Source organism: Rhizobium sp. BR 317, from assembly GCF_047445835.1.
Classification (GTDB): domain Bacteria; phylum Pseudomonadota; class Alphaproteobacteria; order Rhizobiales; family Rhizobiaceae; genus Rhizobium; species Rhizobium paranaense.
In genome coordinates, this window is the sequence record NZ_JARWLB010000003.1 from 13,471 (window position 1) to 36,393 (window position 22,923).

Consider the following 22,923-nt stretch of genomic DNA (forward strand, 5'->3'; position numbering starts at 1 on the left):
CTTATTTTCCAGACAAGTCCCGAGTTTAGAGCAGCGACTTCAGATCGTCCAGCTTATCATTGATAAGCCAGCCATAGTAATTTTCCTCCGGCCAAACCGGCTGCGCCGCGCCCTTGTTCTTGGCGGCAAGTGCTGCAGCCCGCTGGCGGGAATTGCCGACATTATAGAGCGTCGCCGTGACGCCCGGATTACCCGAGATATCCATGCCGGCGATCGAACGGTAGTCATCGATCGACTTGCGGATCGAGGCGGCAACGAAGGCCAGCGACAAATCCGGGTCCATGATGGCCTTGTAGACGCTGCCCGCGTCCTTTTCATCCAGCTTCGGAATGCCGGACGTGCTGCTAACGAGATCGGAAAGCTCCAGCGCCGTCAGCGGATTGACCTGACCGAGGCCGAAGGTCTGGCCGGCATAAAAGGGCTGGAAGAATACGGCGCTGAAACGATTGTCCGGGAAGGATTTGCCACCGACCTTCTTGCCCCGGAAATCGCTTTCCCAGACATCTTCGCGGCAGGTCCAGAGGCCATAGGAGTCCCTTTTGGCCTTGCAGGCGTCGAATTGCGGGCGGGCGACGAAATCGTCGACGTCTTCGCCGTCATAGGCGAAGCGGAAGCTCTGGCCGGCATAGGAGGCGGCTTTGACGTAGTAGGACTGCAGGCCGTCGTAGGCGTCGACATTATAGGTATGTTCGCCGACCAGCGCGCCGATGATGTGGATCGGATCGATGCCGTAGGCGCGCGCCGTCGACTTGATCTTCGACATCAGCCGGGCATCGGTCGCCAGCAGTTCGTGAACCTTCTGGTATTTGCGCTCGAACGTGGAATTCGTGCCCTTGGTGCGGCGCACGGAGGCACCGGGGATCGGGGGCTGCTCGGCGTTGCGGTTGCCCGGCGGCACCATGGCCGCGGCGTCCGCATAGGCCGGAATCCAGGAGAGGCTGACAACCGCCAGAAGAAGGGTGATCAGAATGCGTCGCACGATGGCTGCCCTATCGAAGTTTCATCCGATGTTTCCATGCGGCTGCCTGACGGACAATCTTGGCCGAATAAAGCCATCGCACACAAAGAAACGGGCCCCTAACTAAAAAGTTAACGGCCCGCTGTCGAGTGATTAATATGTCAAGACGCAACTACTGGAGCATCTTATCCGCTCTTCGGGTATTCCACCGGAAAGCGGGATGCTCTCGAACTCCCTTAGAGAATGAAGCGCGACAGGTCGGTATTGGTGGCGAGATCGCCAACATGTTCACGCACATAGTCGGCATCGATGGTCACCGACACGCCAGCGCGATCCGAAGCATTGTAGGAGATATCGTCCAACACCCGCTCCATCACCGTCTGCAGGCGACGGGCGCCGATATTCTCGACGGTGGAGTTGAGGTGCACGGCGACATCGGCCAAAGCGTCGATCGCATCGTCCGTGAAGTCGAGCTTCAGGTTTTCCGTCTCCATCAACGCCTTGTACTGGCGGATGAGGCTGGCTTCCGGCTCCGTCAGGATGCGGCGGAAATCTTCCTTGCTAAGCGGCTTCAGTTCGACACGGATCGGCAGACGACCCTGCAATTCCGGCAGGAGATCCGAAGGCTTCGACACATGGAAGGCGCCAGAGGCGATGAAGAGGATGTGATCGGTCTTCACCGGACCGTATTTGGTCGCAACCGTGGTGCCTTCGACCAGCGGCAGCAGGTCGCGCTGCACGCCTTCGCGCGAAACGCCGGCGCCCATCCCGCCATCGCGGGCGGCGATCTTGTCGATCTCATCCAGGAAGACGATGCCGTCATTCTCGGCAGATTGCACCGCTTCGCGCTGGATCGCCTCATTGTCGATCAGCTTGTCGGATTCATCGCGGATCAGCTCCTTGTAGGAATCCTTCACCGTGGTACGCACCTTCTTGGTGCGGCCGCCCATGGCCTTTCCGAACATTTCGGACAGGTTGAGTACGCCGATATTGGCGCCGGGCATGCCGGGAATTTCGAAGCCGGGCATGCCGGAGCCACTGTCGGCGACTTCGATATCGATTTCCTTGTCGTCCAGTTGGCCCTCGCGCAGCTTCTTGCGGAAGCTGTCGCGCGTTGCCGGCGAAGCGGTTGCGCCGACCAGGGCGTCGAGCACCCGCTCTTCCGCGCTCATATGTGCCTTCGCCTGAACTTCAGCGCGCTTCTTTTCGCGCGCCAGGCCGATGCCGACTTCGACAAGATCGCGAACGATCTGTTCAACGTCGCGGCCGACATAGCCAACCTCGGTGAATTTCGTCGCTTCCACCTTGATGAAAGGGGCACCGGCGAGCTTGGCGAGGCGGCGGGAGATTTCCGTCTTGCCGACGCCCGTCGGGCCGATCATCAGGATGTTCTTGGGCATGACTTCGTCGCGCAGATCGGGCTCGAGCTGCTGGCGGCGCCAGCGGTTGCGCAGCGCAATCGCCACGGCGCGTTTGGCCTCATGCTGGCCGACAATATAGCGGTCGAGTTCGGAAACGATCTCGCGGGGGGAAAAAGTGGTCATTTCGTGTGCTTCCCGTCAGGGCTAGGAACAATCAAGAGAGGAATTAGGACTCGGAGTCGAGCGTTTCGACCACCACGTTGTGATTGGTATAGACGCAGATGTCGGCGGCGATGTCGAGCGCGCGGCGGGCGACGTCCTCGGCCGATTTGTCCGTATCCATCAGAGCGCGGGCGGCGGCGAGCGCAAAATTGCCACCGGAGCCGATTGCCATGGCGCCGTGTTCCGGCTCGAGCACATCGCCGTTGCCGGTGACGGCGAGCGTCACTTGCTTGTCGGCGACCAGCATCATCGCTTCGAGATTGCGCAGATATTTGTCCGTGCGCCAGTCCTTGGCGAGTTCGACGGCGGCGCGCATCAGCTGGCCGGGATATTGTTCGAGCTTCTTTTCAAGCCGCTCGAGGAGCGTAAAGGCATCGGCGGTCGCGCCGGCGAAACCGGCGATCACATCACCCTTGCCGATGCGGCGAACCTTGCGGGCATTGCCCTTCATCACGGTCTGGCCAAGGCTCACCTGGCCATCGCCGGCCATCACTACCTTGCCGCCCTTGCGAATAGTCACAATTGTCGTCATCTAAACACCTGTTTGCCCCCATTTTGGCGGGCTTTCTGCCGGGCCGCGTTTCAGCCCCGTCAGCACCTATGTAAGAGGGCTTTTTGCGATTGCAAATGGCCGCTATTTCGGAATGATGCATGTAAGCCGGCTAGATAAGTCAATACCGACTTAACTTCTGGATATTTGCGGATGTGCCTGATAAGGAACGGCCGTCAATCCCGATGGAGCAGCCCATGGCAGAGACCGTAGCGAGCCGCACGGCAACCGTTTCCCGCAAGACCAACGAGACCTCGGTCTCGGTGTCCGTCAATATCGACGGCAGCGGCAAGTCGACCATTTCGACCGGCGTCGGTTTCTTCGACCATATGCTGGAGCAGCTTTCGCGACATTCGCTGATCGACATGGAGATCGACACCAAGGGTGACCTGCATGTCGACGACCACCATGCGGTCGAGGATACCGGCATCGCCATCGGCCAGGCCATTGCCAAGGCGCTGGGCGACCGGCGCGGCATTACGCGCTATGCATCGATCGATCTCGCCATGGACGAAACAATGACGAAGGCGGCCGTCGATCTGTCCGGCCGGCCCTTCCTCGTCTGGAACGTCGCCTTCAGCACCCCGAAGATCGGCGCATTCGATACCGAACTGGTGCGTGAATTCTTCCAGGCGCTCGCGCAGAATGCCGGCATCACGCTGCATATCCTCAACCACTATGGCGCCAACAATCACCATATTGCCGAGACATGCTTCAAGGCCGTTGCCCGCGCGCTGCGCACGGCAACCGAGATTGATCCGCGGCAGGCAGGCCGCGTGCCCTCGACGAAGGGCACCCTCGCCTGAGCCCCATCATGGGGAAAGTGAAGAGATGGCAAGCTATTTGATTTTGACGCCACCCGGAGGACCGGACAAAAACCAGGCGAGAACGCGCTTCATCCGCGACGGCTTTTCCTGGACGGCGTTTCTGTTTCCGACGTTGTGGATGCTTTTTCATCGGCTGTGGCTGCTGGCGATCGCTGCCTTTCTGCTGGAGGGCATTGCCTGGGAATTGATCAGCCGGCCGGGATTTTTCGCCGCGGGCATCGCAATTCTACTCGGCCTGCGCATCCTCGCTGCGCTCGAAGGCAGCCATGCCGCCTACCGGAACCTCATTGCGGGCGGCTGGAAAACGGAAGGGCTGGTTTCGGCTCCCAATCTGGCGACGGCTGAGGAGATCCATTTCTCCGAAATCGAGCCGAAAGCCGAGGAGAATATTTGCTCGAACAATTGGGATATTCCTTCCTCTCCGAATACTGGCTCAAGCCAGGGCGGACCGAGCTTCGGTCTTCCCGGCTATGATGGAGGACGCTGACCATGCGCGTCGCGATTATCGACTACGGCTCAGGCAACCTGCGCTCGGCCACCAAGGCCTTCGAACGCGCGGCCCGCGAAGCCGGTATCGACACCGAAATCGATCTGACAGACGATGCCGAGCGCGTCGCCACTGCCGATCGCATCGTGCTTCCCGGCGTCGGCGCCTATGCCGACTGCCGCCGCGGGCTCGACGCCGTTTCCGGCATGGCCGATGCGGTGATCGATGTCGTGGAACACAAGGGCCGCCCCTTCCTCGGCATCTGCGTCGGCATGCAGCTCATGTCGTCGCGCGGGCTGGAAAAGACGATCACGCAGGGGTTCGGCTGGATCAAGGGCGACGTCAAGGAGATGACGCCGGATGATCCGACGCTGAAAATCCCGCAGATCGGTTGGAACACGCTGGATCTTCGGCACCCGCATCCCCTCTTCGACGGCATTCCGACCGGACCGGACGGGCTGCACGCCTATTTCGTGCATTCCTACCATCTGGCGGCCGATCATGCTGACGACGTCATCGCCACGACCAGCTATGGCGGTGCGATGACCGCCTTCGTCGGCCGCGACAACATGGCCGGCTCGCAGTTCCATCCGGAAAAGAGCCAGAAGCTCGGCCTCGCCCTGATTGCCAATTTCCTGCGCTGGAAGCCCTGACGCTTCGCGCTTTGAGGACCAAAACATGATCCTTTTCCCCGCCATCGACCTCAAGGACGGCCAGTGCGTGCGCCTCAAGCTCGGCGATATGCAACAGGCGACCGTCTACAACCCCAATCCGGCCGCGCAAGCCAAGGCATTCGAGGATCAGGGCTTCGAGTGGCTGCATGTCGTCGACCTCAACGGCGCCTTTGCCGGCGAGACCGTCAATGGTGCGGCCGTCGACGCCATCCTCAAGGCGACGAAGAACCCGGTGCAGCTCGGCGGCGGCATCCGCACGCTCGACCATATCGAGAACTGGCTGTCGCGCGGGCTTGCTCGCGTCATCCTCGGCACGGTCGCCGTGCGCGATCCGGCGCTGGTGATCGAGGCTTGCAAAAAGTTTCCGGGCCGCGTCGCCGTTGGCATCGACGCCAAGGGCGGCAAGGTGGCGGTCGAGGGCTGGGCGGAAGCCTCCGAACTCGGCATCATCGAATTGGCGAAGAAATTCGAAGGCGCCGGCGTCGCGGCGATCATCTACACCGACATCGACCGCGACGGCATTCTGACCGGCATCAACTGGGCCTCGACACTGGACCTCGCCGAGGCTGTTTCCATCCCCGTCATCGCCTCCGGCGGCCTTGCTTCGCTGGACGATATCCGTCGCATGCTCGAACCGGACGCCCGTAAACTGGAAGGTGCGATTTCCGGCCGCGCGCTTTATGATGGCCGGATCGACCCGAGGGAAGCACTGGCCCTGATCAAGCAGGCCAAGGAGGCAGCGCAATGACCCTGAAAGCCCGCGTCATCCCCTGCCTTGACGTCAAGGACGGCCGCGTCGTCAAGGGCGTCAATTTCCTCAATCTCGTCGATGCCGGCGATCCCGTCGAAGCAGCCAAGGCTTACGACGCCGCTGGTGCCGACGAACTTTGCTTTCTCGACATCACCGCCTCTTCCGACAATCGCGAAACCATTTTCGACGTGGTGGCGCGCACCGCCGAACAATGCTTCATGCCGGTGACGGTCGGCGGCGGCGTCCGCACCATCGCCGATATCCGCAAGCTGCTGCTTTGCGGCGCTGACAAGGTCTCGATCAACTCGGCCGCCGTCAATAATCCGGATTTCGTTGCTGAAGCCGCCGACAAGTTCGGCAATCAATGCATCGTCGTCTCGATCGACGCCAAACGGCGGCGCACCGAGGCGCTCGGCGGCGACAATATGAGCGCCTGGGAGATCTATACACATGGCGGCCGCAACGCGACCGGTATCGACGCCGTCGATTTTGCCCGCAGGATGGTCGAGCGCGGCGCCGGCGAACTGCTCGTCACCTCCATGGACCGCGACGGCACTAAAGTCGGTTACGACCTAGAGCTGACGCGGGCGATCGCGGATGCCGTGCGCGTTCCTGTCATCGCTTCGGGCGGCGTCGGCGATCTCGACGATCTCGTTGCCGGCATCAAGGAAGGCCATGCGACGGCCGTGCTCGCCGCCTCGATTTTCCACTTCGGCACCTATTCGGTCGGCGAAGCGAAACACTATATGTCTCAGCATGGCATCGCCATGCGGCTCGATTAGGAAGGGATGGAACGGATGAGCGGATTTACCCTTTCCGACCTCGAAAAAATCGTCGCCGAGCGCTCCAAGGCGTCGCCGGAGGAATCCTGGACGGCGAAGCTTTTCGCCGCCGGTCAGCCGAAAGCGGCAAAGAAGCTGGGTGAAGAAGCAATCGAGGCCGTCATGGCGGCGGTGACCGGCGATCGCGACAACCTCACCTATGAGGCGGCCGATTTGCTTTATCACCTTATGGTCGTATTGAAGATAGCAGGCATTCCGTTGCAGAATGTCATGGGTGAGCTCGAAAGGCGCACCGCTCAATCCGGCCTTCAGGAGAAGGCCAGCCGGTAGAATGCGATGACGATAGCGACCCACACCCTGCCTCCGCACGAGACGCTCGATATATTTGAGGCGAAAGCCTATTCGCCCTACTATTTCTTTTCTTCGGACGAGTGGTCGAAATTCAGGGCCGATACACCGCTGACGTTGACCGCCGACGAGGTGACGCGGCTCCGCTCCATGGGCGACCCGATCGATCTCGATGAAGTCCGGCGCATCTACCTCTCGCTATCGCGCCTGCTGTCCTCGCATGTGGAATCCTCGCAGATCCTGTTCGAACAGCGCAATCGGTTCCTCAGTCTCTCGGATGTTGCCAAGACGCCCTTTGTCATCGGCATCGCCGGCTCCGTCGCCGTCGGCAAATCCACCACGGCCCGGATCCTGAAGGAATTGCTGCGCCGCTGGCCGTCGAGCCCGAAAGTGGATCTGATCACCACCGACGGCTTCCTGTTTCCGAATGCCGAATTGCAGCGCCGCAACCTGATGCAGCGCAAGGGCTTTCCGGAAAGCTACGATACCGCCGCCCTCCTGCGCTTCCTTTCGGCGATCAAGGCCGGACAGCCGGATGTCAAGGCGCCCTGCTATTCGCACCTCGTCTACGACGTGCTGCCGGACGAATATAAGACCGTCGACCGGCCGGATATCCTGATCTTCGAAGGCATCAACGTGCTGCAATCGCGGCACCTGCCGGCGGACGGCAAGATCGTGCCGATGGTGTCGGATTTCTTCGATTTCTCGATCTATATCGATGCCGATGAGCATCTGATCCACAACTGGTATGTCGCCCGCTTCATGAACCTGCGCGAAACCGCCTTCCGCGACCCCAACTCCTTCTTCCATCGCTACGCCTCGATCACCGAGGAAGAGGCAATCGCGACCGCCGAAGGGCTGTGGAAGAACATCAACCTGAAAAACCTGCGCCAAAACATCCTGCCGACCCGCCCTCGCGCCGACCTCATCCTTCAGAAGGGCAAGAACCATCTGATCGAACAGGTGGCGTTGAGGAAGCTTTAGAAGTTACGGATTCACCCGCCTCAAGGTCAGGTTTATCCGTCCGCCATTCTTCAGCAATGTCGACGTTGCCGGATAGATGCGGTCGACGCCGTGGAAGCAAAGCCTGCCTTCCCCACCGAGAACGACGATATCGCCGCTGGAAAGCTTGAAAGATAGCGTACGATCATTGCGGCTGAGGCCGCCGACGCGGAAGAGGCAGGTATTGCCGAGCGAGATCGAGAGCACGGGTGCCGCCAGATCCTGTTCGTCGCGATCCTGATGCAGGCCCATGCGGGCATCGTCATCGTAGAAATTGACCAGACACGCTTCCGGCGGCTTTTCATAGCCAGCTATATTGCTCCAAAGGTCGAACAGTTGCGGCGGTATGGCCGGCCAGGGCCTGCCGGTCACCGGGTGGGTCTGCTGGTAACGATAGCCGCGCTGCTTATCCGTCACCCAGCCAAGCGGCCCGCAATTGGTCATGCGCACGGACATTTCCTTGCCGGTGCCGGGCATGGCGGGTGTGTAGAGCGGCGCCTCCGCCACGACAGCGCGGATGGTCTCGACCAACGCTTCCTGGGTGGGGCGGTCGAGATAGCCGGGGAGATGACGAATTCCGTTGGGTAGGAGCATTTTTGTTTCCTGCGGTGGTGCTAGTCAGGTGAATGTACCATCGCCGCGCCTTGTGCATGGCCCCTCTCCCCGCCTTACGGGGCGAGGGAGCTTACCGTACCGAATCCGAACCCGTCACGAGTGGGGAGCTTCGCTGTTTCACACTGTCGTCCCTTCTCCCCGCAATGCGGGGAGAAGGTTAGGATGAGGGGCCAGGCACAGAGCTACGGCAACGCCGGACTCCCCTGACAAGCCTCATTTTACCCAATCAAACCAAAACGGCAGCCCGAAACCTATTCGCCGCCGGGCTTGCCTCGCATCTTCTTGACCTCTGAGCGGCCCGATTTTTCCTTCAGGCGCCGTTCGATCGAGCCTTTGGTCGGCTTGGTCTTCTTGCGTGGTGGCGGCGGCGGGGCGGCGGCTTCGAGAATCAGCTCTTTCAGCCGCTCGCGCGCATCCTCGCGATTGCGGTCCTGGCTGCGGAAGCGGCTGGCCTCGATCATCAATACACCGTCCTTAGAGACGCGCCGGCCGGCCAACCGGACGGCGTTGGCCTTGACGCGGTCATTCAGTGACGGCGAATTCGGAATATTGAAGAACAACTGAACGGCGGTCGCGACCTTGTTGACATTCTGCCCGCCAGGACCGCCCGCCAGAACGAATTGTTCCGTCAGTTCCCACCCGGCAATGGTGATCCGGTCGTTGATATAAAGCGCGTCGCTGGCCATGCGCGTCTATCCCATATTGGCGCGCAGTTGAAAACAGGCCGACGGCAAAATGAAACCCCGGCAGATAGACCGCCGGGGTTTCACGTGAGTCATTGCCTCCAGGCGGCGGATTATTCCGCCGCTACACGCAGGCCCGGGGCCGCATCGCGGACGTTGCCGTCGACATGGCTTTCGAACTTGGCGAAGTTGGAGACGAACATCTGCACCAGCTTGGCCGCCTGGGCGTCATAGGCCTGACCGTCGGCCCAGGTGGAGCGCGGATCGAGGATAGCGCTGTCGACGCCTTCGACGGCGACCGGAACCGCAAAACCGAAATTCGGGTCGATGCGGAACTCGACATTGTCGAGATCACCCTTCAAAGCGGCGGCCAGCAGGGCGCGCGTCGCCTTGATCGGCATGCGTCGGCCCGTGCCGTAGGCACCACCGGTCCAGCCGGTGTTGACGAGCCAGCAGCGCGCGCCGTGGCGGGCGATCAGATCCTTGAGCAGATTGCCGTATTCGGCCGGATGACGCGGCATGAAGGGGGCGCCGAAACAGGTCGAGAACGTGGCCTCCGGCTCGACGACACCCTTTTCCGTGCCGGCGACCTTGGCGGTGTAGCCGGAAAGGAAGTGGTACATCGCCTGTTCTGGCGTCAGCTTGGCGATCGGCGGCATGACGCCGAAAGCATCGGCCGTCAACATGATGATCGTTTCCGGATGGCCGGTCATGCCGGACTCCGAAGCATTCGGGATGAAATGTAGCGGATAGGCGCTACGGGTGTTCTCCGTCAGCGAACCGTCGTCGAGATCCGGGACGCCATGTTCATCAAGCACGACATTTTCGAGCACGGTGCCGAAGCGGCGGGTCGTGGCGTAGATTTCCGGCTCGGCTTCGGCCGACAGGCGAATGGTCTTGGCGTAGCAGCCGCCTTCGAAATTGAAGATGCCGTTTTCGCCCCAGCCATGCTCATCGTCGCCGATCAGCGTGCGCGTCGGGTCCGCCGAGAGCGTCGTCTTGCCGGTGCCCGACAGGCCGAAGAAGATCGCCGCATCGCCGTCCGGGCCGACATTGGCCGAGCAGTGCATCGGCATGACGCCGCGTTCCGGCAAGAGGTAATTCAGGACGGTGAAGACCGATTTCTTCATTTCACCGGCATAGGAGGTGCCACCGATCAGGACGATGCCGTTGACGAGATCGCAGGCGATCACCGTTTCCGTGCGGCAGCCATGGCGCTCCGGATCGGCACGGAAGCTCGGCAGATCGATGATCGTCAGCTTCGGTATGAAGCTTTCCAGCGCCGACCGTTCCGGACGAATGAGTAGGTTGCGGATGAACAGCGAGTGCCAGGCGAATTCGGTGACGACGCGCGTCGGCAGGGCGTAATCCAGATCGGCGCCGCCGATGAGATCCTGAACAAACAGATCCTTGCCGTGTACATGCGCCAGCATGTCCTTATGCAGCAGCGCGAAATGTTCCGGCGACATCGGCTTATTGTTGTCCCACCAGATCTGATCTTCGGTGGTCGCATTGCGGACGACGAACTTGTCCTTCGGCGAACGGCCGGTGTGTTGTCCGGTCAATGCTCTCAGCACGCCATGAGCAGTCAAATCGGCTTCCCGCCGACGAATCGCTTCCTCGTAAAGATGAGACTCCAGAAGGTTATAACGAACACTGGCGGCGGCTCCCAGGCCGATCGATTCGAGTTCGGTTACGGGATTACGGACGCCGAATTGCTCCATCGTTCTATTCCTCTACGTGGCCTCAGCCGTTAAAACTAAATAAAGCGTAGAGGTGTCTTTTTAAAAGCACAAGAGAGTACAGCGAAAAAAATCGAATGATATCATGTATTTAATCGATTTAAATAATTTTTGATATTTTTAAATCGTTTGAATGGGTGTCGCCGAGACGTTTCGTCACACAACCCTTGGTTAACTGTTTGTGAGTCCGGCAATCCGCCTCTTTATCTTTGCCACAATTTGTTCCACCTTTATCCCCATAAGCGCGCCAGGTTACCGCCAACGAGCTGGCAAGCCACCTGGGCTGGATTCCAAATCCGGGAGAGACGCGCACTGATGACGGAGACGAACACCATGTTGACAATCGCGCTCGTTGATGACGACCGCAATATCCTGACTTCCGTGTCGATTGCCTTGGAGGCCGAGGGATATAAGGTAGAGACCTATACGGACGGCGCTTCGGCGCTCGACGGTTTGCTTGCCCGGCCGCCGCAACTGGCGATCTTCGATATCAAGATGCCGCGCATGGATGGCATGGAGCTTTTGCGCCGCCTGCGGCAGAAGTCCGATCTGCCGGTGATCTTCCTGACCTCGAAGGATGAAGAGATCGATGAGCTCTTCGGCCTGAAGATGGGCGCCGACGACTTCATCACCAAGCCGTTCTCGCAGCGTCTGCTGGTCGAGCGCGTCAAGGCGGTACTCCGCCGCGCCTCCGCCCGTGAAGCCGCGAACGCGGCCAATAGCGGCACTGCCGCGAAGCCGGGCGCCGCACAGCAGGCCCGCTCGCTGGAGCGTGGACAGCTTGTCATGGACCAGGAACGCCATACTTGCACCTGGAAGGGCGAACCGGTGACGCTGACCGTCACGGAGTTCCTCATCCTGCATTCCCTGGCGCAGCGCCCTGGCGTCGTGAAAAGCCGCGATGCCTTGATGGACGCCGCCTATGACGAGCAGGTCTATGTCGACGACCGCACCATCGATAGCCACATCAAGCGGCTTCGCAAGAAATTCAAGATGGTCGATCTCGATTTTGATATGATCGAAACGCTGTATGGAGTCGGCTACCGCTTCCGCGAAGCGGCCTAGAGCCGGATGATTTTAGGTCGAATCGACCTGAAATCTGAATCTGCTCTGGAACCAAAGAATAGAGCGTGATGTCGTCCGAAAACCGCTTAGACTTTTCGGCATCATGCTCGGATAGCTCACTGGACCGTGCGGCGGACAATGGAATAAGAGCATGCGGACAGGATCGCCGATCCTGTTCTTCGAAAGGGCCGCTGGCTTGGCACAACTGGTGCAAGATAGGGATATCGACGACACGGAAAGCCCGAGCGACGTCAGAATCGCCCGCCGTCGGTGGACTCACCCTTTCACGCTGATCCGCCGCATCTTCGGCAATGCCGTCTTCTCGAGCCTGACGCGGCGCATCCTGTTCTTCAACCTCGCCGCCCTCGTCGTTCTCGTCGGCGGCATCCTCTATCTCAATCAGTTCCGCGAGGGCCTGATCGACGCCCGCGTCGAGAGCCTGCTGACGCAGGGCGAAATCATCGCCGGCGCCGTCTCGGCATCGGCTTCGGTCGATACCAACTCCATCACCATCGATCCGCAGAAGCTATTGGAACTCCAGGCGGGGCAGAGCATCACGCCCGTCCCGAACGATGAGGACCTGGAATTCCCGATCGATCCGGAGAAGGTGGCACCGGTGCTGACGCGACTGATTTCGCCGACGCGCACCCGCGCCCGCATCTTCGACGCCGACGCTAATTTGCTGCTCGACAGCCGCCATCTCTATTCGCGCGGTCAAGTGCTGCGCTACGATCTGCCGCCAGTGGACGACGCGGCGCAGAGCTGGTCGGACTGGTTCAGCGGCCTGCTCAACAAGATGCTGCAGCCGGGCAACCTGCCGGTTTACAAGGAAGCGCCCGGCGGTGACGGTTCGATCTATCCGGAAGTGATGAATGCGCTGACCGGCGTGCGCGGCGCCGTGGTGCGCACCACAGAAAAAGGCGAGCTGATCGTCTCGGTCGCTGTGCCCATCCAGCGCTTCCGCGCCGTGCTCGGCGTGTTGCTGTTGTCGACGCAGGCCGGCGATATCGACAAGATCGTCCATGCCGAACGCCTGGCGATCATGCGCGTCTTCGGCGTCGCAACCCTGGTCAACGTCGTTCTGTCGCTGCTTTTGTCTTCGACCATCGCCAATCCGCTGCGCCGGCTTTCGGCGGCCGCCATTCGTGTGCGCCGCGGTGGGGCGAAGGAGCGTGAGGAAATTCCCGATTTCTCCGCCCGCCAGGACGAAATCGGCAACCTGTCGATCGCGCTGCGCGACATGACGTCAGCGCTCTATGACCGTATCGACGCGATCGAAAGTTTCGCCGCCGATGTCAGCCACGAGCTTAAGAACCCGCTGACATCGTTGCGCAGCGCCGTCGAGACGTTGCCGCTTGCCAAGAGCGACGAATCCAAGAAACGGCTGATGGATGTCATCCAGCACGACGTGCGCCGCCTCGACCGGCTGATCAGCGATATTTCCGATGCGTCCCGCCTCGATGCCGAACTTGCCCGCTCCGATGCGAGATCGCTCGATCTGGAAGTGCTGCTGCGCGACATGATCGATATTTCCCGACAGGTCGGGCATTCGAAGAAGGCGGTCGAGATAGACTATATCGTCGACCGCAAGCCGGGTGCGAAAACCAAGTTCACCATTGACGGCCACGACCTGCGTATCGGCCAGATCGTCACCAACCTCATTGAAAATGCTCGCTCCTTCGTCGCGAAGGACACCGGAAAAATCACGGTAAGGCTGACGCGCACGAGAACGCGTTGCGTCATATATGTCGAGGATAACGGGCCTGGCATCCAGGCGGAAAATATCGACCGCATTTTCGAGCGCTTCTATACCGACCGGCCGGAAGCGGAAGGTTTCGGGCAGAATTCCGGTTTGGGCCTGTCGATCAGCCGGCAGATCGCCGAGGCGCATGGCGGATCCCTGCGTGCTGAAAACATTGTCGATGGTGATGGCGCGGCGCTGCTCGGCGCCCGCTTCATCTTGTCGTTGCCGGCCGAAACACCGGCATGAGCAGCAAAGCGACCAATGTCCACGGGACAGCGATTGTCGTCGGCAAGACCGGCCTGCTGTTTCTGGGGCCATCTGGCAGCGGCAAGTCCTCGCTTGCCTTTGCCTGCCTTGCGGCTGCCAAGCCGCTTGGGTTCCCCGCCGCATTGGTCGCCGATGATCGGGTTTTCATCACCCAGCGTGATGGTGCCGTCATCGCCGAATGCCCGCCTTCTATCGCCGGCCTGATGGAGATCCGCTATACCGGCATCGTTCGGCTTCCCCATGTTTCCGAGGCTGAAATGCATTACGCCATACGCCCGGTCGATCCGGCGACGGCCGAGCGGCTTCCCCCAGAGGACGAAAAGGCCGATGTCACAGAATCCATTCGCCTGCCGCTGATCCGCCTGTCCGCAGCATCGGCGAATCCGCTCGCCGTGATTATGGCGAAAACCATCATCAGTTTGGGTTAATCGGCCATTTAGGCCCCCGCAGCCGCCCAAATATCATATTTTAAGCTTGCACTTCGTCTTTTCATAGCCAAGATGTCCCCCCACTGGTGGACGACATTGCTGCATTGCGGTAAGTGCCACCTGTTTGTGTGCGATGGGAGCAGTAATATCATGATCGGACTTGTGCTTGTCACTCATGGCAAGCTGGCTGAAGAGTTTCGGCATGCGGTAGAGCATGTCGTTGGTCCGCAGAAGTTCATAGAGACGGTATGCATTGGTCCCGAAGACGACATGGACAAGCGGCGGCAGGACATCCTGCAGGCGGTTGCCGGCGCCGACGATGGGCACGGGGTCATCATTCTTACCGATATGTTCGGCGGCACTCCTTCCAATCTCGCGATCTCGGTCATGAATAGCGGCCACACAGAGGTTATTGCCGGCGTCAATCTGCCGATGTTAATAAAGCTCGCGGGCGTTCGGGGCGACAACAACATGGAGAAGGCTCTGGTTGAAGCTTCCGAGGCCGGACGCAAATATATAAACGTGGCCAGCCGTGTACTCAGCGGCAAATGACGAGACAAACATCCCGCCTATGACGGAACTTTCCCGGGAACTTCTGATCATCAACAAACGCGGCCTGCATGCCCGCGCTTCCGCCAAATTCGTACAGACCGTCGAAGCCTATGACGCCACCATCACCGTCTCGAGGGACGGAACCACGGTGGGCGGCAACTCGATCATGGGCCTGATGATGCTTGCCGCAAGCCCCGGCTGCAGCGTGCTCGTCACCGCCAGCGGCATCCAGGCCGCCGAGGCACTCGATGCGCTGGATCGTCTGGTCGCCGACAAGTTCGGCGAAGAGATGTAATCTCCTCCCCGCTCCCCGCGGCTTCAAGCGCCGGAATGCGGATCGATGCTGTATGGGTGCACGGGGTAGCCGGGACCAATGGCATCTCGGACACGACCAGCCCAGGCGGCGATCGCCGGATAATCCGTCAGAGGAAAGCCGCAATCCGCGGCTCGGTGGCTGTAAGCATAGACCGCGATATCCGCGATCGAAAGATCATTCCCGACAAGAAACGAAAGACCGGCAAGGCTGCGTTCCATTGCCGTGAGAGCGCGGACTGCAGCTTCGCGCTTCCCCGAAACCATGCCCTGATTGCGCTCGATCCGCCCGGTCAGCGTCCAGAAGCGCAGTGAGCCGATGACCGGCTCGATATGGTATTGCTCGAAGAACAACCACTGCATGACCTTGGCGCGCTGGTAGCGGTCTGCGGGCAGAAAGGGCGTGCCCTCGGCAAGATAGGTGAGGATCGCATTCGATTCCGCGATCGCCCGTCCATCCTCCAGCTCGAGGACGGGAACCGCGCCCGCGGGATTGAGATCCAGGAAAGCGTCGGTATGGCTCTCGCCTTCGAAAATCGACACGAGATGGCTGGTATAGGGGATTTCGAGTAGCCCGAGCAGAACCCTGGCTTTCCAGCCGTTCTGCGATGGCAGGTAATCATGAAGCGTGAGCATGGCAGTTCCCTCGGCTGTGAAAAAGCCGAGTTTGCTCGCTACAGCCGACTGCGCAATCCGAATCTTGCGCTCCAATCGGACAGGTTGGCACGGCCTGGATATTTTACGGCCGAGACAGCAGCGCTAAAAATCGATGGATATAAAGACATAAAGACTTCTTTATATCAACATTGATTTCCAGCTTGAAGCCTGCTACAGGGCATCATCCCACACGCTGTCAGCGTGCAATTCTTGTTGCATTCGGCCGAGGCGTTCGCCTGTGGTCCGTTTGCATCGTTCAGGCTGGAGATCTTCATGAGCACTGAAAAGGACTACATCGTCGCGGATATCGGTCTTGCCGACTTCGGCCGCAAGGAAATCACGATCGCTGAAACCGAAATGCCGGGCCTGATGGCCTGCCGCGCCGAGTTCGGCGAAGCACAGCCGCTGAAGGGCGCGCGCATCACCGGCTCGCTGCACATGACGATCCAGACCGCCGTTCTCATCGAAACGCTGGTCGCACTCGGCGCAGAAGTCCGTTGGGCATCCTGCAACATCTTCTCGACCCAGGACCATGCCGCTGCTGCAATCGCCGCCTCCGGCGTTCCGGTCTTCGCCATCAAGGGCGAAAGCCTCGAAGACTACTGGACCTACACCGACAAGATCTTCCAGTGGACCGATGGCGGCGTTTCCAACATGATCCTCGACGATGGCGGCGACGCCACCATGTACATCCTGCTCGGCGCCCGCGCCGAAGCCGGTGAGGACGTGCTCTCCAATCCGCATTCGGAAGAAGAGGAAATCCTTTTCGCGCAGATCAAGAAGCGCCTCCAGGCATCGCCGGGCTGGTTCACCAAGCAGCGCGAAGCCATCAAGGGCGTCACCGAAGAAACGACCACCGGCGTTAACCGCCTGTACCAGCTCAGCCAGAAGGGCCTGCTGCCCTTCCCGGCGATCAACGTCAACGACAGCGTCACCAAGTCGAAGTTCGACAACAAGTACGGCTGCAAGGAATCGCTGGTCGACGGCATCCGCCGCGCTACCGACGTGATGATGGCCGGCAAGGTCGCCGTCGTCTGCGGCTATGGCGACGTCGGCAAGGGTTCGGCTGCTTCGCTTTCGGGCGCTGGCGCGCGCGTCAAGGTCACGGAAGTCGACCCGATCTGCGCTCTGCAGGCTGCCATGGACGGCTATGAAGTGGTTCAGCTCGAAGACGTCGTCTCCTCGGCCGACATCTTCATCACCACCACCGGCAACAAGGACGTCATCCGCATCGACCATATGCGCGCGATGAAGGACATGGCTATCGTCGGCAACATCGGCCACTTCGACAACGAGATCCAGGTTGCGGCGCTGCGTAACCTCAAGTGGACGAACATCAAGCCGCAGGTCGACATGATCGAGTTCGCCAAGGGCAACCGCATCATCCTGCTGTCGGAAGGTCGCCTGCTGAACCTCGGCAACGCCACCGGCCATCCGTCCTTCGTCATGTCGGCTTCTTTCACCAACCAGACGCTGGCACAGATCGAGCTCTTCACTAAGCCCGGCCAGTACCAGAACCAGGTCTACGTGCTGCCGAAGCACCTCGACGAGAAGGTTGCTCGCCTGCACCTCAGCAAGCTTGGCGTGAAATTGACGGAGCTTTCTGGAGAACAGGCTGCCTATATAGGCGTCACTCCGCAGGGCCCGTTCAAGTCTGACCACTACAGATACTGATCTTACGATCGATATCCACAATATCTTGTGGCCCCGGCATTGACAAATGCCGGGGCTTATTTTTTGGCCGGCTCCCTTCCCGACGATTCCCTTAGGCAGTATTGTTTTTAGACTTGATTCGTGACGAACCGGGCATGCCCGGAGCCATGAAAATGGGATGTCTTGTCGAGATGCGGCACAGCAGAGTCGGATGATTTTAGGTCGACACGACCTAAAATCTGAATCCGCTCTACAATCAAATAAGTAGAGCATGATGTCGTCCGAAAACCGCTTACATTTTCGGCATCATGCTCTGAAGGACGGAGACAGACCGCTTATGTCTGAAGGGAAAGACAACCTGCCTGAGCCAGCGATACCCCTAGCGGCGATCGCGCGGCGGCAGCAGGGCGGCGCATATATGCTTTTACCGCGGGCAAAGCGGCGGACGAATGCAGGCCGGTTGGCCTCATTGGCCCGCCTGCTGCGTTTCAGCGTTTTCGGCGGCATCGTCAGCGGCCTGGCGGGTCCTGTGCTGGCACAGACAAGCGCTGGCACGCCGGCTGCAGTCCGTCTCTTTACCTCCTCGGAAATGGTCATTTTTTCCGTCATCTTTGGCGTGATTTCAGCGGCGCTCCTGTCGACGGTATGGATGATCCGCCAGCGCGGCAACATGGAAAGCGAGAGCCGCGAAATCCGCACGGCGCTTTCGGACGCTAACCAGCGCATTTCGCAGTATCAGGCGCTGATCGCCGACAAGAACCGCCGGATCGTCATCTGGGACGGGCAGAACGCACGGCCGGAGCTGCTTGGCCAGCTTCCCGTCGAGACCGGTGCGCCGCAAGACAACGAATTCCTCGCTTTCGGCCGCTGGCTGAAATCCTGGTCCGCCGGAGAGCTGGACAAGGCGATCGATAAGCTGCGCGGCAGCGGCCAAAGCTTCGATATGGTGGTCGAGACGAACCGTGACGAGATCCTGGAAGCGCAGGGCCGCATATCCGGCGGCCGCGCCTTCGTCCGCTTCATCGCACTCAACAATCTACGCGCCGAACTGGCCGAGCTGAAGATCGAGCGCGACCGGCTGATGACCTCGATCTCCGCGTTCCAGAACCTGCTCGATGCCATCGACCTGCCCGTCTGGCGGCGCGATACCGAGGGCAAGCTGACCTGGGTCAACCAAGCCTATGGCGAGGCAGTCGAGGCCGTGTCGCCGGATGAAGCCATCCGCGAAGGCCGTGAGTTCCTGACGACCGTCGCACGCGAACGCATCCGCGCCTCCACCACGCCGGAATCGCCCTTTCACGACAAGATTTCCACCGTCGTCCATGGCAATCGCACCTTCTTCGATGTCATCGACGTCAAATCATCGGACGGTTCGGCAGGCATCGCTATCGACGTCTCTGAAGCGGAAGCGGTCCGCGCCGAGCTGGAGCGCACGTTGAAGAGCCATGCCGAGACGCTTGATCACCTGGCGACACCGGTCGCGATTTTCGATGGCGACCGGCGGCTGCAATTCTACAATCAGGCCTTCGTCCAGCTCTGGGAACTCGACATCGCCTTCCTCGAGAAGAAGCCTGATAATAGCGAGCTGTTGGATCGGCTGCGCGGTGCCAAGAAGCTGCCCGAGCAGCTGAACTGGAAGACTTGGAAAGACGGCGTCTTGTCCGTCTATCGCGCGCTCGACACGCAATCCGACCTCTGGCACCTGCCGAATGGTCAGATCCTCAGGGTTTTCGCCACCGCCCATCCCCAAGGCGGCGCTACATGGGTGTTCGAGAACCTGACCGAACAGGTCGATCTCGAAACGCGCTACAACACGCTGGTCAAGGTGCAGGGCGAGACCATCGACCATCTCTCCGAAGGCGTTGCCGTCTTTGGTCCCGATGGCCGCATCCGCCTCTCCAATCCGGCATTCCGCATCTTGTGGAACATCACCGAGGCCCAGGCCAAGCCGGACACGCATATCCAGGCGCTGGCCGAGGCCTGCGCGCCCTCCTACGACCGGCCGGACGGCTGGAAGCGCTTTGCGGAGCAAATCACCAGCTTCGACGACGAACGCCCGTCGTCGCAAGGCACGCTGGAGCTCTATTCCAACCTCGTCCTCGACTATGCGGTCATTCCGCTGCCGAACGCCCAGACCATGCTGACCTTCGTCAACAAGACGGACAGCGTACGGGCAGAGCGGGCACTGACGGAAAAGAACGAGGCGCTGCTGAAGGCCGACGAGCTGAAGAACGATTTCGTCCAGCATGTTTCCTACGAGCTGCGCTCGCCGCTGACCAACATCATCGGCTTTACCGATCTGTTGAAGACGCCGGGCATCGGGTCGCTGAACGACCGGCAGGCGGAGTATATCGATCATATCTCCACCTCGTCCTCGGTGCTGCTGACGCTGGTCAACGACATTCTCGATCTTGCGACCGTCGATGCCGGCATCATGCGGCTGAACTATTCCGAGATTGGATTGGACGACCTGCTCGACGAAGTATCGATGCAGATCGCCGATCGGCTGCAGGAAAGCGGCGTCACGCTGGAAATCACCGTGCCCGCCCACCTCGGTTCCGTTGTGGCGGATCAGCAGCGGCTGAAGCAGATATTGCTCAAGCTGCTGACCAATGCCGCCAATTTCGCGCCGGAAGGCTCGACGATCGAGCTCAGATGCGCGCGCGAAGGCACGGATTTCGTCTTCTCGGTCGCCGATAAGGGTCCGGGCATTCCGGAAGAGATCATGCGCACGGTGTTCAACCGCTTTGCCTCCAGCGGCAAGGGCGGCAAGCGCAGTGGCGCCGGCCTCGGTCTCTCCATCGTCGAAAGCTTCGTCAGCCTGCATGACGGCCAGGTCTCGATCGAAAGCCAGCCGGGCAAGGGAACCACGGTCACCTGCCGGATTCCCTCCGCCGAATTGCCGCACTCCGTCGCAGCAGAATGACAGCAGCGAACACCAGCATCTCCCTTTTCCTGGCAGACGACGCGGCAACCACTCGCTTGGGCGAGGATCTGGCGCTGGCGCTCAAGGCCGGCGATTGCCTGGCGCTGTCGGGTGATCTCGGCGCCGGCAAATCGTCGCTGGCGCGTGCCCTCCTGCGCGCCATGGCTGACGATGCCGAGCTGGACGTGCCAAGCCCGACCTTCACGCTCGTGCAATCCTACGAGCTGCGCATCCCGGTCTCGCATTTCGATCTCTATCGCTTAGGCGACCCGAGCGAACTCGACGAACTCGGCTTCGACGAGGCGCTGCAGACCGGCGTCTGCCTGGTGGAATGGCCGGAGATGGCCGAAGGCGAACTGCCGAAAGAACGTATCGATCTCAGACTCGAACATGAGGGCGAAGGCCGTCGAGCGACGATCACGGCGCCGGCCAAGCAATTCGCCCGCATCCAGCGCGTTCTGGCGATCCGCGCTTTCCTCGATGCACATGGCTATGCCGGCGCCGAGCGCCGTTTCCTGACGGGCGACGCTTCGCTGCGCGCCTATGAGTCCATCCATCCGCATGGCGGCGGCAAGCGCGTGATCCTGATGGATTGGCCGCGACTGCCAGAGGGACCGCCCGTGCTTGCCGGAAAGTCCTATCCGAAGGTCGCGCATCTCGCCTGGGACGCCTATCCGTTCGTGGCGATCGCCAATGTGCTGCGCGAAAACGGCTTTGCAGCGCCGGAGATCTTCGCGGCCGACTACGACCAGGGCATTCTGTTGATCGAGGATCTCGGCACCGATGGCGTGCTTAACGCAGAAGGCAAGCCGATTGCCGAACGCTATCGGGCAAGCGTCGCCTGCCTGGCGCATCTGCATAGCCTTGATATCCCGCAGGATATCCCGGTCACGCCGGATCATGTCCATCATATTCCGGATTTCGACCGGACGGCCATGACGATGGAAGCGCGGCTGCTCATCGACTGGCATCTGCCCTGGAAACGCGGCGCGCCGGCGAGCGATGAGGAACGGGCGGACTACCTGGCGATCTGGAACGGCCTGATCGATGAACTGGACGATACGGAAAAGAACCTGCTGCTGCGCGATTTCCACTCGCCGAACATCATCTGGCGAGCCAAGGAAAAAGACATCCAGCGAATCGGCCTCATCGATTTCCAGGACGCGATGATCGGGCCGACCGCCTACGACCTCGCCTCCATCGTTCAGGATGCGCGCGTTACCATCGAACGCGATCTGCACGATCAGTTGATGGCGGATTATCTATCGCTCCGGCATGCCCAAGGCGGTTTCGACGAAGCGAAGTTTTTGAAGAGCTGGGCGATCATGTCGGCGCAGCGCAATTGCAAGCTCGCCGGCCTCTGGGTGCGGCTGCTGCAGCGCGACAGCAAGCCCGGCTACATGAAGCATATGCCGCGCACGCTCGCCTATCTCGCCATCGCTTTCGAACACGAAACGCTCGTTCCCTTGCGCGAATGGTGTGCAAGGACTGGCATAGGCGGCGTCTAGCTGCCCGAGAGCGGCGACGGTTTTCCTCCGATGTGCTAAAGGAAGAAAGCTGAGCGAATCACAAATTCGAGACGAGATGACTATCAGACAAGCCATAGTATTGGCGGCGGGGCTTGGAACCCGCATGCGGCCAGTGACCGACACCATTCCGAAGCCGCTGGTAAAGATCGCGGGTAAGCCGATGATCGATTATGCGCTGGATGCGCTGGCCGAAGCCGGCGTGGAGCGAGCCGTCGTGAACGTCCATCACCATGCGGACCAGATGGAGGCGCATCTGCGCAGCTATCGCGGCCTTGAAATCCTGATATCCGACGAGCGGGAAGCTCTGATGAACAATGGCGGCGGCATCGTCAAAGGACTGAAGCTGCTAGACCGCGATCGGGTTTTCGTCATGAATGCCGACTTGTTCTGGATCGGTGAGAAGCCCGGTCACCCAACGAACCTCGAACAATTAGCCGGATTCTACGACGAGAAGCGTATGGACATGGCTATGCTGTGCGTCGAGCTGGAAAGAACCACAGGGCATAACGGCAAGAATGACTTCAGCATAGCTGACGACGGTCGCCTCACACGCTATCGCGACGCCCAGCACAACGGCGTCGTCTATGCCGGTGCCTTTGTCATGAACCCATCCCTTCTTGATGATGCGCCCAATGATGCCTTCAACATCAACATCTATTTCGACAAGGCGATCGCCAAGGGCCGGCTTTACGGCACGATGCTCGACGGCCATTGGCTGACCGTCGGCACGCCGGAGGCGATCGGCGAGGCGGAGGAAACGATCCGGACTTTCCGGGCGTTTGCGTGAC

At 60.3% G+C, this 22,923-nt stretch carries 23 protein-coding genes; 16 read left to right on the forward strand and 7 right to left on the reverse strand.

Translation table 11 applies throughout. The annotated features are described in order from the left end of the window. Positions 1-25: 25 nt before the first annotated feature. From QD357_RS05160 to hslV, 3 genes are all read right to left on the reverse strand, one after another. A complete protein-coding gene (locus QD357_RS05160; protein WP_107106418.1) occupies positions 26-979 on the reverse strand; it encodes a DUF1402 family protein in 954 nt (317 codons plus the stop codon). A gap of 215 nt (positions 980-1,194) precedes the next feature. Continuing rightward, positions 1,195-2,502, reverse strand: a complete 1,308-nt coding sequence (gene hslU / locus QD357_RS05165; protein ID WP_107106417.1) for an ATP-dependent protease ATPase subunit HslU — start codon at positions 2,500-2,502, stop codon at positions 1,195-1,197. Positions 2,503-2,545: 43 nt separating this feature from the next. Next, on the reverse strand, positions 2,546-3,073 hold the full coding sequence (gene hslV, locus QD357_RS05170; protein WP_107106416.1) for an ATP-dependent protease subunit HslV: 528 nt from the start codon (positions 3,071-3,073) through the stop codon (positions 2,546-2,548). Positions 3,074-3,288: 215 nt separating this feature from the next. Here hslV and hisB point away from each other — a divergent pair, with 215 nt between their 5' ends. From hisB to coaA, 7 genes are read left to right on the forward strand one after another with little or no spacing between them, the layout of a single operon-like run. After that, positions 3,289-3,897: an imidazoleglycerol-phosphate dehydratase HisB gene (gene hisB / locus QD357_RS05175; protein WP_107106609.1), complete on the forward strand. Its 609-nt coding sequence runs from the start codon at positions 3,289-3,291 to the stop codon at positions 3,895-3,897. Between the two features lie 25 nt (positions 3,898-3,922). Then, the gene (locus QD357_RS05180) at positions 3,923-4,405 is read left to right on the forward strand and encodes a DUF2628 domain-containing protein (RefSeq protein WP_107106415.1); all 483 of its coding nucleotides are present in this window, start codon (positions 3,923-3,925) and stop codon (positions 4,403-4,405) included. A gap of 2 nt (positions 4,406-4,407) precedes the next feature. Further along, on the forward strand, positions 4,408-5,058 hold the full coding sequence (gene hisH, locus QD357_RS05185; RefSeq protein WP_107106414.1) for an imidazole glycerol phosphate synthase subunit HisH: 651 nt from the start codon (positions 4,408-4,410) through the stop codon (positions 5,056-5,058). 25 nt (positions 5,059-5,083) lie between these two features. After that, entirely contained in the window at positions 5,084-5,827 is a 744-nt protein-coding gene (gene hisA, locus QD357_RS05190) for a 1-(5-phosphoribosyl)-5-[(5-phosphoribosylamino)methylideneamino]imidazole-4-carboxamide isomerase (RefSeq protein WP_107106413.1), read from the forward strand. Beyond that, positions 5,824-6,612, forward strand: coding sequence for an imidazole glycerol phosphate synthase subunit HisF (hisF, locus tag QD357_RS05195; protein WP_107106412.1), 789 nt, complete (start codon positions 5,824-5,826; stop codon positions 6,610-6,612). Before hisA ends, hisF begins: the two co-directional genes overlap by 4 nt. A 15-nt stretch (positions 6,613-6,627) precedes the next feature. After that, on the forward strand, positions 6,628-6,942 hold the full coding sequence (locus tag QD357_RS05200; RefSeq protein WP_028753836.1) for a phosphoribosyl-ATP diphosphatase: 315 nt from the start codon (positions 6,628-6,630) through the stop codon (positions 6,940-6,942). A gap of 6 nt (positions 6,943-6,948) precedes the next feature. Further along, a complete protein-coding gene (coaA, locus tag QD357_RS05205) occupies positions 6,949-7,944 on the forward strand; it encodes a type I pantothenate kinase (RefSeq protein ID WP_107106411.1) in 996 nt (331 codons plus the stop codon). A 3-nt stretch (positions 7,945-7,947) separates the two neighbouring features. Here coaA and QD357_RS05210 read toward each other — a convergent pair whose 3' ends face one another. The 3 genes from QD357_RS05210 to QD357_RS05220 form a co-directional block, all read right to left on the reverse strand. Continuing rightward, the gene (locus tag QD357_RS05210) at positions 7,948-8,556 is read right to left on the reverse strand and encodes an alpha-ketoglutarate-dependent dioxygenase AlkB (RefSeq protein WP_107106410.1); all 609 of its coding nucleotides are present in this window, start codon (positions 8,554-8,556) and stop codon (positions 7,948-7,950) included. 272 nt (positions 8,557-8,828) lie between these two features. After that, positions 8,829-9,263, reverse strand: coding sequence for an alternative ribosome rescue aminoacyl-tRNA hydrolase ArfB (gene arfB / locus QD357_RS05215; protein WP_107106409.1), 435 nt, complete (start codon positions 9,261-9,263; stop codon positions 8,829-8,831). Positions 9,264-9,373: 110 nt separating this feature from the next. Next, entirely contained in the window at positions 9,374-10,984 is a 1,611-nt protein-coding gene (locus QD357_RS05220) for a phosphoenolpyruvate carboxykinase (protein WP_107106408.1), read from the reverse strand. A 351-nt stretch (positions 10,985-11,335) separates the two neighbouring features. Here QD357_RS05220 and QD357_RS05225 point away from each other — a divergent pair, with 351 nt between their 5' ends. The 5 genes from QD357_RS05225 to QD357_RS05245 all read left to right on the forward strand — a co-directional run bounded on the left by QD357_RS05225 (position 11,336) and on the right by QD357_RS05245 (position 15,353). Next, positions 11,336-12,067, forward strand: a complete 732-nt coding sequence (locus QD357_RS05225; protein WP_210203675.1) for a response regulator transcription factor — start codon at positions 11,336-11,338, stop codon at positions 12,065-12,067. 196 nt (positions 12,068-12,263) lie between these two features. After that, the gene (locus QD357_RS05230; RefSeq protein ID WP_181315981.1) at positions 12,264-14,057 is read left to right on the forward strand and encodes a sensor histidine kinase; all 1,794 of its coding nucleotides are present in this window, start codon (positions 12,264-12,266) and stop codon (positions 14,055-14,057) included. Further along, complete coding sequence (locus QD357_RS05235; protein ID WP_107106405.1) at positions 14,054-14,506, forward strand: HPr kinase/phosphorylase; 453 nt, start codon at positions 14,054-14,056, stop codon at positions 14,504-14,506. The genes QD357_RS05230 and QD357_RS05235 overlap by 4 nt, the downstream gene beginning before the upstream one ends. A 150-nt stretch (positions 14,507-14,656) precedes the next feature. Continuing rightward, entirely contained in the window at positions 14,657-15,058 is a 402-nt protein-coding gene (locus QD357_RS05240) for a PTS sugar transporter subunit IIA (RefSeq protein ID WP_004127534.1), read from the forward strand. Between the two features lie 19 nt (positions 15,059-15,077). Further along, positions 15,078-15,353: an HPr family phosphocarrier protein gene (locus QD357_RS05245; protein ID WP_028753828.1), complete on the forward strand. Its 276-nt coding sequence runs from the start codon at positions 15,078-15,080 to the stop codon at positions 15,351-15,353. Between the two features lie 23 nt (positions 15,354-15,376). On the opposite strand, the gene QD357_RS05250 is transcribed toward QD357_RS05245, so the two are convergent. After that, positions 15,377-16,006, reverse strand: coding sequence for a glutathione S-transferase family protein (locus QD357_RS05250; protein ID WP_107106404.1), 630 nt, complete (start codon positions 16,004-16,006; stop codon positions 15,377-15,379). Between the two features lie 294 nt (positions 16,007-16,300). On the opposite strand from QD357_RS05250, the gene ahcY reads away from it, so the two are divergent. The 4 genes from ahcY (at position 16,301) to QD357_RS05270 (ending at position 22,922) form a co-directional block, all read left to right on the forward strand. Further along, complete coding sequence (gene ahcY, locus QD357_RS05255) at positions 16,301-17,701, forward strand: adenosylhomocysteinase (protein ID WP_107106403.1); 1,401 nt, start codon at positions 16,301-16,303, stop codon at positions 17,699-17,701. 316 nt (positions 17,702-18,017) lie between these two features. Continuing rightward, the gene (locus QD357_RS05260) at positions 18,018-20,606 is read left to right on the forward strand and encodes a PAS domain-containing sensor histidine kinase (protein ID WP_107106402.1); all 2,589 of its coding nucleotides are present in this window, start codon (positions 18,018-18,020) and stop codon (positions 20,604-20,606) included. Beyond that, positions 20,603-22,114, forward strand: a complete 1,512-nt coding sequence (gene tsaE / locus QD357_RS05265; RefSeq protein WP_107106401.1) for a tRNA (adenosine(37)-N6)-threonylcarbamoyltransferase complex ATPase subunit type 1 TsaE — start codon at positions 20,603-20,605, stop codon at positions 22,112-22,114. Before QD357_RS05260 ends, tsaE begins: the two co-directional genes overlap by 4 nt. Positions 22,115-22,190: 76 nt before the next feature. Continuing rightward, a complete protein-coding gene (locus tag QD357_RS05270; protein ID WP_107106400.1) occupies positions 22,191-22,922 on the forward strand; it encodes a nucleotidyltransferase family protein in 732 nt (243 codons plus the stop codon). Position 22,923: the final 1 nt, after the last annotated feature.